The organism is Cohaesibacter intestini (assembly GCF_003324485.1).
GTDB classification, from domain to species: domain Bacteria; phylum Pseudomonadota; class Alphaproteobacteria; order Rhizobiales; family Cohaesibacteraceae; genus Cohaesibacter; species Cohaesibacter intestini.
The window spans coordinates 104141-119194 of the sequence record NZ_QODK01000004.1; the positions used below are offsets into that span (position 1 = coordinate 104141).

14 protein-coding genes are annotated in these 15054 nt (G+C 54.3%); 6 read left to right on the forward strand and 8 right to left on the reverse strand.

The genetic code is table 11. The features are described from left to right. The first annotated feature begins 150 nt into the window (after positions 1–150). The 5 genes from pal (at position 151) to glmM (ending at position 7012) form a co-directional block, all read left to right on the forward strand. Positions 151–630, forward strand: a complete 480-nt coding sequence (gene pal / locus DSD30_RS15105) for a peptidoglycan-associated lipoprotein Pal (RefSeq protein ID WP_114010556.1) — start codon at positions 151–153, stop codon at positions 628–630. Positions 631–903: 273 nt separating this feature from the next. Then, complete coding sequence (ybgF, locus tag DSD30_RS15110) at positions 904–1944, forward strand: tol-pal system protein YbgF (RefSeq protein ID WP_114010557.1); 1041 nt, start codon at positions 904–906, stop codon at positions 1942–1944. Next, entirely contained in the window at positions 1931–3268 is a 1338-nt protein-coding gene (gene tilS / locus DSD30_RS15115; protein ID WP_157967727.1) for a tRNA lysidine(34) synthetase TilS, read from the forward strand. Before ybgF ends, tilS begins: the two co-directional genes overlap by 14 nt. Positions 3269–3460: 192 nt before the next feature. Then, positions 3461–5380, forward strand: coding sequence for an ATP-dependent zinc metalloprotease FtsH (ftsH, locus tag DSD30_RS15120; protein ID WP_114010559.1), 1920 nt, complete (start codon positions 3461–3463; stop codon positions 5378–5380). Between the two features lie 282 nt (positions 5381–5662). Then, positions 5663–7012, forward strand: a complete 1350-nt coding sequence (gene glmM, locus DSD30_RS15125) for a phosphoglucosamine mutase (protein WP_114010560.1) — start codon at positions 5663–5665, stop codon at positions 7010–7012. Positions 7013–7091: 79 nt separating this feature from the next. On the opposite strand, the gene DSD30_RS15130 is transcribed toward glmM, so the two are convergent. After that, positions 7092–8012 (reverse strand): DMT family transporter, encoded by a 921-nt coding sequence (locus tag DSD30_RS15130; protein WP_198662982.1) that lies wholly within the window; start codon positions 8010–8012, stop codon positions 7092–7094. A 378-nt stretch (positions 8013–8390) separates the two neighbouring features. On the opposite strand from DSD30_RS15130, the gene DSD30_RS15135 reads away from it, so the two are divergent. Continuing rightward, positions 8391–9161, forward strand: coding sequence for an outer membrane protein (locus tag DSD30_RS15135; RefSeq protein ID WP_157967728.1), 771 nt, complete (start codon positions 8391–8393; stop codon positions 9159–9161). Positions 9162–9523: 362 nt separating this feature from the next. Here the strand turns inward: DSD30_RS15135 and DSD30_RS15145 are convergent, their stop codons facing one another. The 7 genes from DSD30_RS15145 to DSD30_RS15170 form a co-directional block, all read right to left on the reverse strand. Further along, positions 9524–10357 carry a tyrosine-type recombinase/integrase gene (locus DSD30_RS15145; protein WP_245418493.1) on the reverse strand — a complete coding sequence of 278 codons (834 nt, stop codon included), beginning with the start codon at positions 10355–10357 and terminating at the stop codon, positions 9524–9526. 2 nt (positions 10358–10359) lie between these two features. Further along, positions 10360–10704, reverse strand: coding sequence for a hypothetical protein (locus DSD30_RS21900; RefSeq protein WP_245418494.1), 345 nt, complete (start codon positions 10702–10704; stop codon positions 10360–10362). Continuing rightward, complete coding sequence (locus DSD30_RS15150) at positions 10701–11411, reverse strand: hypothetical protein (RefSeq protein WP_114010565.1); 711 nt, start codon at positions 11409–11411, stop codon at positions 10701–10703. The genes DSD30_RS21900 and DSD30_RS15150 overlap by 4 nt, the downstream gene beginning before the upstream one ends. Positions 11412–11600: 189 nt before the next feature. Further along, positions 11601–12647, reverse strand: coding sequence for a phage portal protein (locus DSD30_RS15155; protein WP_114010566.1), 1047 nt, complete (start codon positions 12645–12647; stop codon positions 11601–11603). A 2-nt stretch (positions 12648–12649) separates the two neighbouring features. Then, positions 12650–13186 carry a hypothetical protein gene (locus DSD30_RS15160; protein ID WP_114010567.1) on the reverse strand — a complete coding sequence of 179 codons (537 nt, stop codon included), beginning with the start codon at positions 13184–13186 and terminating at the stop codon, positions 12650–12652. A 2-nt stretch (positions 13187–13188) separates the two neighbouring features. After that, positions 13189–13779: an HK97 family phage prohead protease gene (locus DSD30_RS15165; protein ID WP_114010568.1), complete on the reverse strand. Its 591-nt coding sequence runs from the start codon at positions 13777–13779 to the stop codon at positions 13189–13191. Continuing rightward, positions 13779–15050, reverse strand: a complete 1272-nt coding sequence (locus tag DSD30_RS15170; RefSeq protein WP_114010569.1) for a phage major capsid protein — start codon at positions 15048–15050, stop codon at positions 13779–13781. Before DSD30_RS15170 ends, DSD30_RS15165 begins: the two co-directional genes overlap by 1 nt. Between the last annotated feature and the right edge of the window lie 4 nt (positions 15051–15054).

Here is a 15054-nt window from a genome sequence, read left to right on the forward strand (position 1 = left end):
TTTGCGACAGATGTCGGGATCTCACGCAATGTGAGGGATAAGTGCCAAGAAAGACTTTGTTAACCATCTTTGCAAACCCGCAGTTAACCTAAGTTTTTCATTATAGAAGGCCAGTAAATCCACTCCTTTGGGATATGAAGGACAAGACTAATGTCAACTCGCGCAAAATTCTCCATTCGTGCCGCATTCGGTATCGCCCTGATGACGGCGCTGGCGGCTTGTTCCTCGAGCCCCGACAAGCTTGCCAATCCGGGCCTGTCTGCTGCGACGCCTGGTTCCGCTCAGGATTTTGTCGTCAATGTCGGTGATCGTGTCTTCTTTGATACGGACAGTTCCGATCTGAACACCTCGGCTCAGGCAACCCTCGACAAACAGGCCCTTTGGCTGCAGCAATATGGCAATTACCGCATTGCCATCGAAGGCCATGCCGATGAACGCGGCACCCGTGAATATAACATCGCGCTTGGTGCCCGCCGTGCCAACTCGGTGCGGACCTATCTGGTGTCCAAAGGCATCTCAGCGACCCGGATGTCGACCAAATCCTTCGGCAAGGAACGCCCCGTCGCCGTCTGTAACGATATTTCCTGCTGGTCGCAGAACCGACGTGCTGTGACCACATTGGCCAACTAGAATTGGCCAATCGGGCAATGGTTGGCCCGGTGGATATTTGAAAAAGGATCGGTCGACAGGCCGGTCCTTTTTCTGTTTCAAGGCAAGATATGTGGATGCGTGCGCTGGAAAGCATACGCAGAGGAGGGGCTTTTCTGCGGTGTCGGCAAGGGGCTTCATATTTTTGCCGCGAAATTGGCTCAAAAGGCTTACCAGAGGGCGAGAATCCGATAGTCTGACGATGTATCGGTGACCCTTTCGCCTTGTTTTGACACATGATCCCAGGGGACATTCATGATCAGGTTCTTATTCGCCGTGTTGGCGATGGTTTGGGGCAGTGCCACTTTTGCTGCCAATCAGGAGCCGCTGGATGCGTTGGCCAAACGCGTCGAGGGCCTTGAGCAGCAGGCACGCAATCAGGGGCTGTTGCTGCCGCCTCAGCCCATTCCCAACAATGATGGCCGTATCGTGGTTGCGCAGTCCGCTGCCGACCTTGCGGTGCGGGTGGAGCGTCTTGAAAATCAGATGCGCCAATATACCGGACAGATGGAAGAAATGAATTTCCGTTTGCGGCAGTTGCAGGAACAACTGCGTCGCTTTCAGGAAGACAGCGAGTTTCGCTTTCAGGATCTGGAGCGGGGCAAGTCGCCACGCAAAAGCTCCAGCAACAGTCAGCCCCGGCAGCCGGCCGAGCAACGCACCCAGCAACCCCAGCAGTTTGAACAGCTGGGGGAGCCGCCGCGCAATCTGGGTAGCTTGCCTGCCGACCCGCTGACCTCTGCGCCTCTGGCACAGAACAACCAGCCGGTGGCCGGAAACCAATTGGGCACGCAACCGGGCACGCAACTAGGCACGCAACCAGGAACTGGGCCGATCGATCTGTCTTCCATGCTCGGCGGGGCAACGACGGAGCCTTCCAACGGGGCCGTGGATCAGATGACCGCCCTGACCGGCGATCCGGCAACCGATTATGACGCGGCTTACGGACAGGTGCTGCAAGGCAATTATCCCGCTGCCGAAGTGGCTTTCCGTCAGTTTGTTCAGGCCTATGGCAATGACCGTCTGGCCCCCAATGCCCATTACTGGATTGGCGAAAGCCTTTATCAACAGGGGGATTTTCGTGGGGCGATTCAGGTCTTCCTCGATGCCTATTCCCAATATCCAACCGCTCAGAAGGCTCCGGAAATCCTGCTGAAGACCGGTATGTCCCTGCGTAAGATCAATGAGCGTGACGCGGCTTGCGCGACCTTTGAGGAATTGCTTGCCAAATTCCCGAATGCCTCGTCCGGTGTGCGTCAGAAAGTGCGGGCCGAGATTAAAAGTGCCCAATGCTAGACAGTCCGGTGACGCGACCGCGCCGCCGCCTTCTCCCCTGACACTTGAAGAGTTGGATGCGTTGTTTGCGCCGCTGTTGCGGCTCAAATCGGTTCTGCTTGCGGTCTCCGGGGGTGCTGATTCTCTTTCTCTCATGTTTTTGTGTCATCATTGGCAACAAGCGCGCGCGGTGCCGCTGTCGCTGCATGTCGCCAGTGTCAATCATGGATTGCGGGCTGACGCGACCGCCGAATGCGCCTTGGTGGCGGATGAGGCCGCGGCGCTTGGCCTGTCCCATTCCACCCTTGTCTGGGCGCCGCCTTTGGACCTGAGCAATCTGCAGGCTAAGGCCCGTGTGGCCCGCTACCAATTGCTGGCAGATCAGGCACGAAGGCTGGGTTGTTCGCACATTATACTGGCCCATCATCTGGATGATCAGGCCGAAACGCTGATCATGCGGTTGCTGCGTGGCAGTGGCGTCACCGGTCTTGGCGCAATGCGCCCGGAACAAAAGCTCGATGAACTGACGCTGTTGCGTCCCTTTCTGAGCGTGCCCAAAACACGATTGCGTGCGTCTTTGGAGGCCATGGACAAGAGCTGGGTGGACGATCCAAGCAACCATCAGGATGCCTACCAGCGTGTCCGTGTGCGGCAATGGATGCCAATGCTCGCCGCTGAAGGGTGCGATGCAGAAAGACTGGCTGCCACCGCGCGTCGGATGCAGAGGGCGGATGCTGCGCTCGAAGCAATGAGCGAGCAGAGTTTTCACTCAGACGTTGAAGTGAAGCCGGGGCGGTCCTTGCGTCTGTCGCTGGATGGCCTCTCGGGTCACCTCGAAGAGGTGCGGTTGCGGCTCTGGCGGCGGTGTATTGACTATGTGGCGGGGTCAGCCTACCCGCCGCGTGAGGAAAAGCTATTGGCGCTTGATCTGGCTTATGTGAGGTGCAAAGGCGAGCGAGACGGGAAGCGTACCTTTGGCGGTTGCTGTTTCGAGCCGGATGGACATGATCTATGGATCTATCGTGAGTTGGGACGCGATCCCTTCACCCGGTCCTTCCGGGCGGGTGATCCAATTGACTGGCCGGGGCTGTATAAGACGGTATCCGTGTCCAGTGTGCCGCCACACGCAGAAGGCGTTCTGAAACCATTGGGGCGGCACGGTGTCTGCCTGATGGAGCAGGAAGGGCAATTTCTTGCCTCTTTCCGCGCCTATCATGGAGATCTGCCGATGGGGTTGATTGAGGCCCTGCCGTCAGTCTGGTTTATGGACAAGCCCGTCTTCGTTAAAGATTGGACAGACTTGAGTGAACTTTCGGGGATAAGGGTTGAATTCCAAGAAAAATAAACGAAATGTTTCCCCAGAGAGACCGAAAACTAAACTATGGGTCTAATTTGGGGTAGAAAGCGGGGCTCTTGCCTTGGCAAGACCGCTTTGAACACCTAAATTCAACAAGAAAATTTGTCGGACTGCCCGCCAAAGGCCTTCTGTGTCTTGCGACAGGCATTCGACCTCCCCCCGGGAACCAAGGGAAAACATATGAACGCGAATTTCCGCAGTCTGGCTTTGTGGGTAATTATCGGCCTCTTGCTTGTGGCCTTGTTCCAGCTGTTCCAGAGCCCGACGCAGCGTACCAATTCTCAGGAGATTCCTTTCTCCCAGTTTGTGGCTGATGTGGAGCAAGGACAAGTCAAGGAAGTGACGATTGTCGGTCAGCAAGTCAGCGGCAAGATGTCCGATAGCAGCGACTTCCAGACCTATCTGCCTGCCAACGATACCACGCTTATTCCGCTTCTGAAGGAAAATGGCGTTGCAATCACTGCCAAGCCGCAGACCGAGAGCTTCTCGCTTCTGGGGGCGCTGGTGTCCTGGTTCCCGATGATCCTCATTCTCGCGGTCTGGATTTTCTTCATGCGCCAGATGCAGGGCGGTGGCAAGGCGATGGGCTTTGGCAAGTCAAAGGCCAAGCTGTTGACCGAAGCGCAAGGCCGCGTCGTGTTTGAAGATGTGGCTGGCGTCGATGAAGCCAAGGAAGACCTGCAGGAAATTGTCGAGTTTTTGCGGGACCCGCAGAAGTTCCAGCGCCTTGGTGGTCGTATTCCGCGCGGTGTTTTGCTGGTGGGCCCTCCGGGTACTGGTAAAACTCTGCTGGGTAAAGCGATTGCAGGCGAGGCCAATGTGCCTTTCTTCTCGATCTCCGGTTCCGATTTTGTCGAAATGTTTGTCGGTGTGGGTGCGTCCCGTGTCCGTGACATGTTCGAACAGGCCAAGAAGAACGCCCCTTGCATCATCTTCATCGATGAGATCGACGCTGTGGGTCGTCACCGTGGTGCCGGTCTTGGCGGCGGCAACGATGAGCGCGAACAGACGCTTAACCAGTTGCTGGTCGAGATGGATGGCTTTGAAGCCAATGAAGGCGTGATCCTTGTGGCTGCGACCAACCGTCCTGACGTGCTGGACCCTGCCCTGATGCGTCCGGGCCGTTTTGACCGTCAGATCGTTGTGCCGAACCCGGATATTACCGGCCGTGAAAAGATCCTCAAAGTGCATGTGCGCAACGTGCCGCTGGCGCCCGATGTGGACCTCAAGACCCTTGCGCGCGGCACCCCTGGCTTCTCCGGTGCGGACCTGATGAACCTCGTCAACGAAGCGGCCTTGCTGGCTGCCCGCCGGGATCGTCGTCTGGTCTCCATGCATGAATTCGAGGATGCCAAGGACAAGGTCATGATGGGTGCGGAACGCCGCACCTTGGTGATGAGCGAAGAGGAAAAGAAACTCACCGCCTATCACGAAGCCGGTCATGCGCTCGTTGCGCTGCATATGGAAGCCTCTGATCCGATCCACAAAGCCACCATCATTCCGCGTGGTCGTGCGCTTGGTATGGTGATGCGTCTGCCGGAAAAAGATCAGGTGTCACTGACCCGTGCCAAATGCCATGCTGACCTTGCTGTCGCCATGGGTGGCCGCGTGGCCGAAGAGCTGATCTTCGGTCATGAGAAGGTTACGTCCGGTGCCTCTGGCGACATCCAGATGGCAACCCGTCTGGCCCGCGCCATGGCAACCCAGTTTGGCATGTCCGACGAGCTCGGCCCGCTGCTTTACTCGGAAAATGAGGAAGAAGTCTTCCTTGGCCATTCTGTGGCACGTCAGCAACATGTGTCTGATGATACACAGAGACTGGTGGATGCTGAAGTCAAGCGTTTCGTCAATGAAGGCTATGAGAAGGCCGATCAGATCCTGAATGAACACAAGGATCAGTTGATCGCGATCGCCGAAGGACTTCTGGAATATGAAACCCTGTCTGGCGACGAGATTCGCGGTCTGCTCGATGGCAAGCCTCCGGTGCGCGAAGATGATGACACGCCGGTGACCTCTAAAGGCTCTGCCGTGCCAAAGGCCGGTTCGGTCAAAAAGGGTGGTGAGCCGGATGGTGGCATGGAGCCTCAGCCGCAGCCATAAGACTGCCAAGGCCCCATTATAAATGAAACAGGAAAAAGCACCCTTCGGGGTGCTTTTTTGCGTTTGTAGGCAGGGTTTGTGTAACAACAGGAAACAATTATTGACGGGCAAAGCGATGCTTTGTTGAACAAATAGTCAGAATTTTGCGCTAAGCCTTGCTGCAAATGCCTGCGCGGGGTGGTGGCCCCATGCCGCGCGGACTGTTTGCTTGAAAAGATATGGCGCGTGTCGGTGGGATCACGGTTCTTCTGGGACGTGTTGCTGAAAGGGTGATGGAAGCGTATGGGGAAATATTTCGGAACCGATGGCATTCGTGGATATGCCAACCAGTCGCCAATGACACCGGAGATTGCCATGAAAGTCGGCATGGCGGCGGGCAAGGTGTTTCGGCGTGGGAACTTTCGTCATCGGGTGGTGATTGGAAAGGATACGCGTCTGTCCGGTTACATGCTGGAACCTGCCATGACTGCTGGTCTGACCGCGATGGGCATGGATGTCTTTCTGCTTGGGCCGGTGCCAACACCGGGCGTGGCGATGTTGACCCGTTCGTTGCGTGCAGATCTGGGGGTCATGATTTCCGCTTCACATAATCCCTATCATGACAACGGCATCAAACTTTTTGGTCCGGACGGTTACAAGCTGTCGGATGAAATCGAAGCCGAAATCGAGAGAATGATCGATACGGACATGACCGCCAGGCTGGCCAGCGCTCGTTATCTGGGGCGGACCAAGCGGATCGAGAGTGTCTATGACCGCTATATCGAGTTTGCCAAGCGAACCATGCCAAAGGATTTGTCCCTTGAAGGGCTGCGGGTGGTGATCGATTGTGCCAATGGGGCTGCTTATCGTGTGGCCCCTGATGCCTTGTGGGAGCTGGGTGCCGAGGTGGTCAAAATCGGCGTTGATCCGGATGGTTTCAACATCAATGACAATTGTGGCTCCACCTCCGTTGGCGCGCTGATCAACAAGGTCAAGGAAGTGCGTGCTGATATCGGTATTGCGCTTGATGGCGATGCGGACCGGGTGATCATTGTCGATGAAAAGGGCAATGAGGTTGATGGGGATCAGTTGATGGCCGTGGTGGCCGAAAGCTGGTCGAAGGAGGGCCTGCTGACCGCGCCGGGGATCGTGGCGACCGTGATGTCCAATCTGGGGCTTGAGCGCTTCCTTAAGGGCCTGAAGCTGTCATTGGCCCGGACCAAGGTTGGCGACCGTCATGTGGTCGAGCATATGCGCAAGCACAATTACAATGTTGGTGGTGAGCAGTCCGGCCATCTGGTGCTCAGTGACTATTGCACCACCGGCGACGGCCTGATTGCCGCTTTGCAGATTCTGGCTGTGGTCAAGAAACTCGACAAACCGGTCAGCGAGGTCTGTAACCGGTTTGAACCGGTGCCGCAACTGTTGAAAAATGTCCGCTATTCTGGCGGTAAGCCGCTTGAGGCAGAGAATGTCAAAAAGGCGATTGCTGCGGGTGAGGCAAAGTTCGGAAAGAATGGCCGTCTGGTCATCCGGGCGTCGGGCACCGAACCGCTGATCCGGGTGATGGCAGAAGGCGACAATTCCGATCTGGTTACTCAGGTCGTTGACGCCATTTGCGAGGAGGTCACCAAGGCCAGTCTTGATGGCTAGTCAGGTGTCATATGGACGCACTTCAAAAGCCGGGTCATCTGATCCGGCTTTTTTGTTTGAGGACTATGGTCCGGCAACGTTACTCGGCGGGTTCAATCTGCTGTCTGGCCTTGCCCTTGCGCTGACTGAGCAGCAATCCAAGCAGGATGATGGCAAAGCCGATCAGGGTGATCAGGGCGAGACTTTCGCCCAGAAAAATCATGCCGCCCAAGGCTGTGACGATCGGGATCATATAGTTCGAGGTGGCGACAAAGCCGGCGCTGGTTTGGGACATCAAAACAAACAGAACAAGAGTGGCCAGAGCGGTCGGAACAATACCCAGATAAAGCAGGATCAGCCATTTTTCCATCGGTGCGCGGTCAAGACCGGTGAAGGGCTCGAACAGCAGACAGAGTGCGATCAGGATCAGTGATGCGGTGATCAGAACCGCCGTTGCCTTGTCAATATTGTCGGCAGGTGGCATGCGGCGGGTCGAGACACTGTTCAGCGCATAGCAGAAGCTGGCGATGAAAATGGCAATCTGACCGATCAGCTCGCTGTTGCCATCCAAGGAGAGGCTTCCCGCGGTGGGGTTGATGATCAGGACCACGCCGATAAAGCCGATCAGAAAGCCGATCGCCTTGTTGCGGGTCAGTTTTTCATCGGGCAGTAGGATGTGGGCCAGCCCCAGCACCGAGAGCGGGATGGTGCCCATCAGGATCCCGGCGATGGCGGCGCTGGTATATTGGGTGCCCCAGGCAATCAGCAGGAAGGGCAGGGCGGAGCTGAGTAGCGCTAGCCAGAGAAGCCATGGCAGATGGTGCCAGCCAAGGGAGAAAGGTTTGCGGACAAAGATCAGCCGATAGGCAAGCAGGGTTGCTGCTCCGGTCGTCACACGTCCAGCAGTGACCCACAGGGGTGGCAGGTCATTGACCGCGACACGGGTAAGAAGGATCGCCGATCCCCAAGACAGAATGAGAATGGCGAGCATGAGCCAATGGCGCAGTGTGGGGGATTGCATGTCATATCCGTCGGGTTTTGGGTGCGGGCGGGACGGACAGACTATGCGAGTGACAAAGATAAAGCAAATGACTTTCCCCGCCCGGTTGCAGCTTGTTTTTTGGGGGGGCGATGGCTTTCGGCCCGACATTGTGCCGTCTGGATTGTGGATTGTTGTGTCTGGATTTTTGGCAACTTGGGGTGTTGGTAACAGTTTGTTAAGTTTGATTTTTGCAATTTGAATTATTTTATTTACAAATAGTTACGAAATTGGCGGTTTTGATAGAAATCATGCTTAATATTCGTGGTTAATCCAGTATTAAGAATATTCTGAGATCGTTTCCTCAAGTGTAATTCTAAGTTTTTCGTGTTCAGACACTTGCATCGAGAGGAAATCATGATGAGCAGCCTCAAAAGAAATCTGTTTTTGAGCGTGTTCGGGGCCGCTATGTCCGCGACTGTTGCACTGGCAGCAGATCTGCCTGCGCCCCCGGTTATCGAATATGAACCAGAAACACCGGTTGAAATTGGTTCCAGTTGGTATTTGCGTGGCGATCTCGGATTCGCCGTTTATCAGGGCGGTCACGCATCCTGGACCGACCCGACCAATACCAACCTGATCGGCTTCCATCACGAGAATATCGCCAATGGTTGGGTTGCTGGTATCGGTGCCGGTTACTATTTCAATAAGCATTTTCGTGCGGACGTGATCCTCGACTATCGTCACAAGGTCAAATATGACAGCACCTCTACCTGTACCCCGGTTAGCCCTCCTGCAGGCTGTACCCCGGGTGACTCGTATGAGAAGCTGAATTTCAGCGCCTGGACGCTGATGGCCAACGGCTATGTTGATCTTGGAACCTACTACAGCATCAATCCTTATGTGGGCGGTGGTGTCGGTGTGGCCTGGCTGAAAGCCAGCAATCACAAGACCGTTGGTACCGGGTCTCCGTTCAAGAACAAGACCAGGACCAACTTCGCTTGGAACCTGACGACTGGTGCTACCTTCGATCTTGCTGAAAATGTCAAGCTTGACGCCAACTATCGGTTCGTATCGCTTGGTAAAGCGCGTACGGGTGGTCGACGTGACAACTCTTCCACTGAGCCGGTTCGGTTCGAAAATCTGTATGCCCACGACTTCCGTGTGGGTCTGCGCTACGACCTGAACTAGGGCAGCATTGACCTAAGGCGGGTATCGGGTGCGGTGCCACGCTCATCAATGCCGCATGAAGTGCAAATGATGCGCTGACGATGCCCCTCGTGGGACAAAAATTCAGGATGAAAATCCTCTCGAGAAAGGCGACTGTCATGAGACGGTCGCCTTTTTTGGTTGAAAAGGGGCGGCGGCTCATTGGGGGGCGGGATGCTTCAACGACCTTGAAATCCATGAGGATTGTGCTGTTTGCCGTGCTATTCTTGCTTACCCAACGGCACATCCCTTGGGCCAAGGTCGCCACTTTCCGTTTGACGCTTCTGAGGATATCGGTTATGCCCGTCTGTGGGACACCTCTCCCCAACGAGGGTTATGGTCAGTCATGAAATTCCCCTTTCATTACAGTTGGTTAGTGCTTGTGTGGTGTGGCTGTGTGTCGATTTTGTGCCAAAAACGTCATCAACCACGGTGGGATCTTTGATCGCGTGAGCATAGGTTTCGAGCAGTACCCGAATGTCTTTCCAGCCTCCAAATTCGGCAACTGTCTTCACGTCTTTACCGGCCTGTAGCATCTTGGTTGCGAAGCCGTGGCGGCAAGCGTGAGGCGTCATATGCTCGATTCCAGCTCGCTTAATGGCGTTGTTCCAAGACTTGCGAACACAATCTGAAGCCTCATATTGAAAAACCGGTTCGTCTGGCTTGCGATTGCTTGGAATATTGGCAAGCGCGGCGATTACGTTAGGTGTGAGGCGGGCAAGTCGTGTTTCACTGACTTTCGTCATATTGATTAAAGCGGTTCGCTTTTCGAAGTCGATATGTCGCCATTCCAGCGCCACTGCTTCCCCGATCCTTGCCCCTGTCTCGAACATGAAACGGCACAAAGCGCCCAAATGGGGGGGAGAATTGTCTTCGAAAGACGCAACCCATTCATCTGTGACGTGCTTTGCTTCCTTCTTGATAACCTTGAAGCGTTCCACTTTGATCGGGCTGCACCATCCCAATTTAGCGCAATGATTGATTGCAGCTTGCGTTGGAATAATGACTTGCCTGTTTTTGGTGGCAGGCTTGCAGGTCGGATAAAGCCTGTTCGCTGACTGGCGAATAGCTTCTGGCGTCACTGATGCTACTGGGGTGTTCTTCCAATAGTCAGCCAGTGGAGCAATAAACCTGGTTGCCTTTTCTGCCTCGATATATGCCAAGAATACATCAGCCATCGTCAGATCTGCCCCCGGTCCATCGAGACTACGTTTCCATGCCTTCGCTTCGACTTCCGCCGCGATCCGTTCCGCTCTCTTTTTGTCAGTCGTTTTTGTACTTCCGCGTAGGAGTCTACCGTTAACGGTGCCTCGGTAATGATAGATCCGGCCTCTTTTTGTGAGCTTGAGGGGCATTCGAGACAAGCCTCCATGAGTTGATGAACGTCACCTTCGAGCAGAAATACTTTCTTGCCAATCTTGCGGCTCAAGCCCAATGCTTTAGCTTTCTCACGAACAGTGCGTTCATTGATGCCAAAATGAGAGGCTATTTGGTCCGGTGTGATATAGGCAGGAAGGGCAGTCATTTGTTGCCCTCCTTTTGCTCACGAGCAGCGATGTACTCTTCGATCTCAAGTCGCCGTTTCGCAATCTCAATCGGAGTGCCTTCATTGTTCCATGGGTGTGCTGGATCGAGAGGGTAACCATTTACATCACAACCAGCGTATCTGTCGTTATTTGATGAATCCAATCCTCTATCCATGCGATCTCTTGACCAGTGGTCCGGGTAGTGATTGATCAACATGAAGGAAATCCCACCCATAGACAAAACACTCCAAAGAGTTGTTTGTGCCAGCAATGAGGGGCAGATTTCGTCTTTCCGAATTAAATCGGTTTTAATGTGTCCAACCCAGTCAGATGTAAAAAACAGGAACCAATCGTCTGAATCTATTTCAAATACGTCATCGTGTGTTTTCACAATTTCCATAAACACATCTGCCGCTTTTTCCGCTACTGTGGCCGCGAATTCATACGTTGCACCTTGCGCAGTGATATCGCGCATAACTCGCATCATTAGACAAGATTTCAGGCTGTACAAACGAGGTGACGTCTTGCCGGTTCCCTTCTTGACGAACGGGATCAAACCTCGGTCAGAAATGTTATTCAGAAAGCGCTTTATTTCGGCTTTTGAAGGGTCGCCAATCGCAGACAGATTGCAAGCGTCGAGTGGTTTCATCCAGCAACGTTCAATTTCATCAGCAGTGAGTTTTGGCGTGTATCTTGAAATCTGCATCTCTGATCCTTTGATGCATTCAATTTACTATGAGCGCGTAAGAACATCAAGATTAACTTTTTTGTAGTAAGATGAGCGCCGCGCGGGGCAATGAAAGGTAGGGGTTAACTCCGCCGCGCCCTGTCAGTGTTATTACGGACACTTGCTGACTTGTCCGGGGTGCCCTTGAATAGGACGGACAGGGCACCACTAATCCCAATCGACCAGCTTTAAAGCCTCATTCGGATCAATGCCGCTTTCTTTGGCTTGTCCAAGTGCTTGAATTATCGTGGTTAACGCTCGCGCTCGCCCACCTGCATCGAACGCTTGAAGTGGCCGCATTACGTCCAACGTGATTTCAGTTCCCATCTTTTCGCTTGTCTCTTGAGCAATGGTTTTGCCGATTGGTGCAAGGGTCCACTGCGCTAAATGGCGTTGAGCTTCTCGGATCATTGGCCCTGTTGTGGCTGTGGAAAACATGCCGGGCAACACGCCGAACACGCTCGAAATTGAATTTCGCGCCGCATTCAACGTTTCAATCGACATCGATTTTTGCAAATCAGGCGATAAGTCGCTGGGATTCCAATCTGAGCTAGGCGTTGGCCCGCCAGCACTGGTTACTGTCACGCTTTCTCTAAGGAGAATGCGCCCACGCTTACCACGAAAACCACGGCCCAAAGTTTCCATATCCGTTTCTGGCTGTTCTGGAAAAGGCAACACTTTGCTGCCTAAAGAGGAGCAGTCAAATACTTCCGCCAAAGCACTTTCTACAGAGTTCAACATGCCTGCCGTAAGCTGTGCCCGACGTAAAGGCGATTGCCCATGGTACGGACTGGCCACATCACACCCAATCCGGAAATGCAGCACCTCGCCCGCAAGTGCGGTTTCAGTGCGACCGCCGCCCGCTTCGGAAATTGAAAGCCGATATGCCGTTGGCTTGCCGTTCTTTGTGCGTAGATCCCAATCCGAGCAGGGAATAAGTCCGTCCCCATCGATCAGGAACACCGCTTCACCACGCAAGGCCAGAGATCGGCCAATGAGTGCAAGCGATGCAGGATCAAGCAGATTGGTCCCTTCAACATCTGCAATGGTCAAGCCATGTTCCCACATGGAAACGCAGCTTTGAGCCGTGCCAGTTAATTCGGCAATGCCACGCGAGCCGGAAATATAGCTTTCCCGTGCTGCCATGATTTCAGCCGTAAACCCGCTTGCGCTGGATCTGGTTTCTTCTTTTGGTTTTCGATTAAAAGGCCACATGCTCAAGCCCTCCGATAAGGGCGCAACAGATCAGCCGCACCTGATAATTGAAGCGCTTTGCCAGTCCATCCGGTGAAAACTTCCGTTTGATCATCGGAGCGATAAGCCGCATCATTCTTGTGGTTTTCAGCAATGCCCTTACTGAATTCATGCAAACGCCGGAAAGCCTCTTGCACTGCTTCAGGAACATCACCGCTACCGACTGAAGCACTAAAGCGATAGGGGCCATCACCGGGCAATTCAAAGCCCAAAGGCGCATCGGCAATGCTGACGGTTTCCCATGCGGAGCCGTTCCAGACTTCGACCTGGCTAATTGTTGCCGGTGTTAGTGGCGGCGTCCATTCGCCCGGACCTTCGACAATCCAAACGACATTGCGAGCCGTCCAACGGTGCGCGATATAGCTTTCAATACGCTGCCAGATCAGAGCGTTTTCAATGCTCGCATCATCAGGATAGCTTTCATTGTTCCAATGCGGATATGGTGCCGTATCGGGATAACTGGCCGGGATGGATTCAGTTTGTTTAATCGTGGTTGCCATCGTTAGAGCCTCCAACGCTTGAGGGAATGCACCAAGCCGCTATCTGGCGGATATGCGTTTGCACGCCATGCCCGCGCCTCGATTTGTGCGCTTGGATAGGCAGGGCGGGTTACTGCGCTAATCTCGAACAATTCAGCATTCTTGACAGTGCGAAGGATCGCCCCGCCTTCAGAACGTACGCTTTCCGCATGATCTGTTGGCGCAACCCTAAAGCCCGGTGAAATCCCTTTGATTAGATTGGCTTCCAGTGCTGCCATGAAATCCGAGACATAGGACACCGCCCGCATTTCAGGGGAAATCCGAGCTTCAAACGTCAATGCTTCGTCGCTGTCTTCGAGAGTGAGACTGCCTGCCGATCTGCTTGCCAGTGGTTTTTCAAAGTCATGCCCTGCGAGAAAGTAGATATCTTCCCCGCTGTTGATACGTGCTGCAAAGGCGCGTGGTGCAATGACTTCCTTTCGTGCTTGCCCAGAGCGGCCACCGTCCCAAAGGACGGTAGGCGCACCATAGGGGAAGCGGCCTCGAAGGACGGTTATTAAACCGCCTTCGGAGCGGCGAAGCTCTAGCCCGCCGTTATGACCGCCCCAAAGCATTAGGAAGCCTCCAACTCAAGGCCAGTGATCAGTTCAAGCTGAGCAGGACGCGCAACTGTCACATCAGCAGTGGTCAACGCTGTGAGCCTTAGCCCGCCTGATTGGGCGTCGGTATATGGATCGCGAATAACATCGACACCCCCCCAGACACCCACGAAAATCGGAGCGACACCGCCCGCCGAGGTAGTAAGTAGGGCTTGCGTTTCGCTTGGAGTGCCAGACGGATCAGCAAGAGCATTCGTACTCATGGCGATATTCTGAGCCGGGATATTCTTCAGAAGGCGATCCCATTCCGAAACCGCAGTTCCAGAAATCAATGTGTCATCGAGCAGGGACCACAATTCAGGCCGAATGAGTGCCTTAACAGCGTTGGGGCTTCCAGCTGCATTTGCCGTCATAAAGCGGACAACAGCGGCGCGGAATGCAGACCAGTCAGCCAGAGCCGCCGCATCGGTTGAAGTAATGCCGTAGGTGCTCTGACCAGTGATTACGCCGAGCGGTTGACCATCGGCACCAGTGCCAAGGAAAATTGCTTGATCGAGTGCCGCACCGATTGCAGAGTTCATGTCACGGCGCACCGCCATTTCAAGAGCGCTGCCACTTTGTTTGAGCGTCTTGCGAGTGATCCGCATCTGAATACCAAGGTTTTGTTCTGGTTTCAGCGCTTTGTCAGTCGTCGCAAAGGCAGTTGGGCCAGCGACATTTCCCGTTTCAGAGCTTGCCCAGCCAGCAGACACTGAGCTAGTGACAACCGGCCATTCAGTTTCGCCAGAGTCGATATTGATCATCTGAACGCCCATGCGGGATGCAACAGAGTCAGGGAAAAGGCGATCAATGATAGGGCGGGTCCGAATAGGATCGGGAGTACCGCTTGCGATTGTCTCGCCTGCACGGGTTTCCAGAGCTGCCCAAGGTACGGGAAAACCCCTATACCCACCCTGAGAGCGCATCTCTTGCACAATTTCATTCGTTGGACCGGAAAGCGCCGCGCCTTCATCCAGTGCAAGGGCGACTTGCCGCATTTCGAAACGATCGATCAGATCATTCCATTCTTTGTCGCCGCGCGTTTCAAGCTCTTCGCCAGCTTCACGCCGTTCGGTATCTTCCGCAATGAGCGCCGCACGATAGCGGGTTTCATTCTGGCGGTATTCCGCATCCATGCTTTCCATAGAGCGGGTTTCGTCTTCAGTCGGGTTTTGCTTGCCGACCAGTTCACTAAGTGCCTGCCGGATTTCGGACTGACGGCGATTGATTTTTACAGATTCCAACATTTTT

Bases quoted from the DNA above. Each gene is read 5' to 3' on its own strand.
- DSD30_RS15150 (WP_114010565.1), bottom strand. From the start codon at position 11,411: ATGCAGATTTCAAGATACACGCCAAAACTCACTGCTGATGAAATTGAA.
- DSD30_RS15170 (WP_114010569.1), bottom strand. From the start codon at position 15,050: ATGTTGGAATCTGTAAAAATCAATCGCCGTCAGTCCGAAATCCGGCAG.
- DSD30_RS15160 (WP_114010567.1), bottom strand. From the start codon at position 13,186: ATGGCAACCACGATTAAACAAACTGAATCCATCCCGGCCAGTTATCCC.
- ftsH (WP_114010559.1), top strand. From the start codon at position 3,461: ATGAACGCGAATTTCCGCAGTCTGGCTTTGTGGGTAATTATCGGCCTC.
- DSD30_RS21900 (WP_245418494.1), bottom strand. From the start codon at position 10,704: ATGACTGCCCTTCCTGCCTATATCACACCGGACCAAATAGCCTCTCAT.
- DSD30_RS15165 (WP_114010568.1), bottom strand. From the start codon at position 13,779: ATGCTTTGGGGCGGTCATAACGGCGGGCTAGAGCTTCGCCGCTCCGAA.
- glmM (WP_114010560.1), top strand. From the start codon at position 5,663: ATGGGGAAATATTTCGGAACCGATGGCATTCGTGGATATGCCAACCAG.
- ybgF (WP_114010557.1), top strand. From the start codon at position 904: ATGATCAGGTTCTTATTCGCCGTGTTGGCGATGGTTTGGGGCAGTGCC.
- DSD30_RS15145 (WP_245418493.1), bottom strand. From the start codon at position 10,357: ATGGCTGATGTATTCTTGGCATATATCGAGGCAGAAAAGGCAACCAGG.
- DSD30_RS15135 (WP_157967728.1), top strand. From the start codon at position 8,391: ATGAGCAGCCTCAAAAGAAATCTGTTTTTGAGCGTGTTCGGGGCCGCT.
- pal (WP_114010556.1), top strand. From the start codon at position 151: ATGTCAACTCGCGCAAAATTCTCCATTCGTGCCGCATTCGGTATCGCC.
- DSD30_RS15130 (WP_198662982.1), bottom strand. From the start codon at position 8,012: ATGCAATCCCCCACACTGCGCCATTGGCTCATGCTCGCCATTCTCATT.
- DSD30_RS15155 (WP_114010566.1), bottom strand. From the start codon at position 12,647: ATGTGGCCTTTTAATCGAAAACCAAAAGAAGAAACCAGATCCAGCGCA.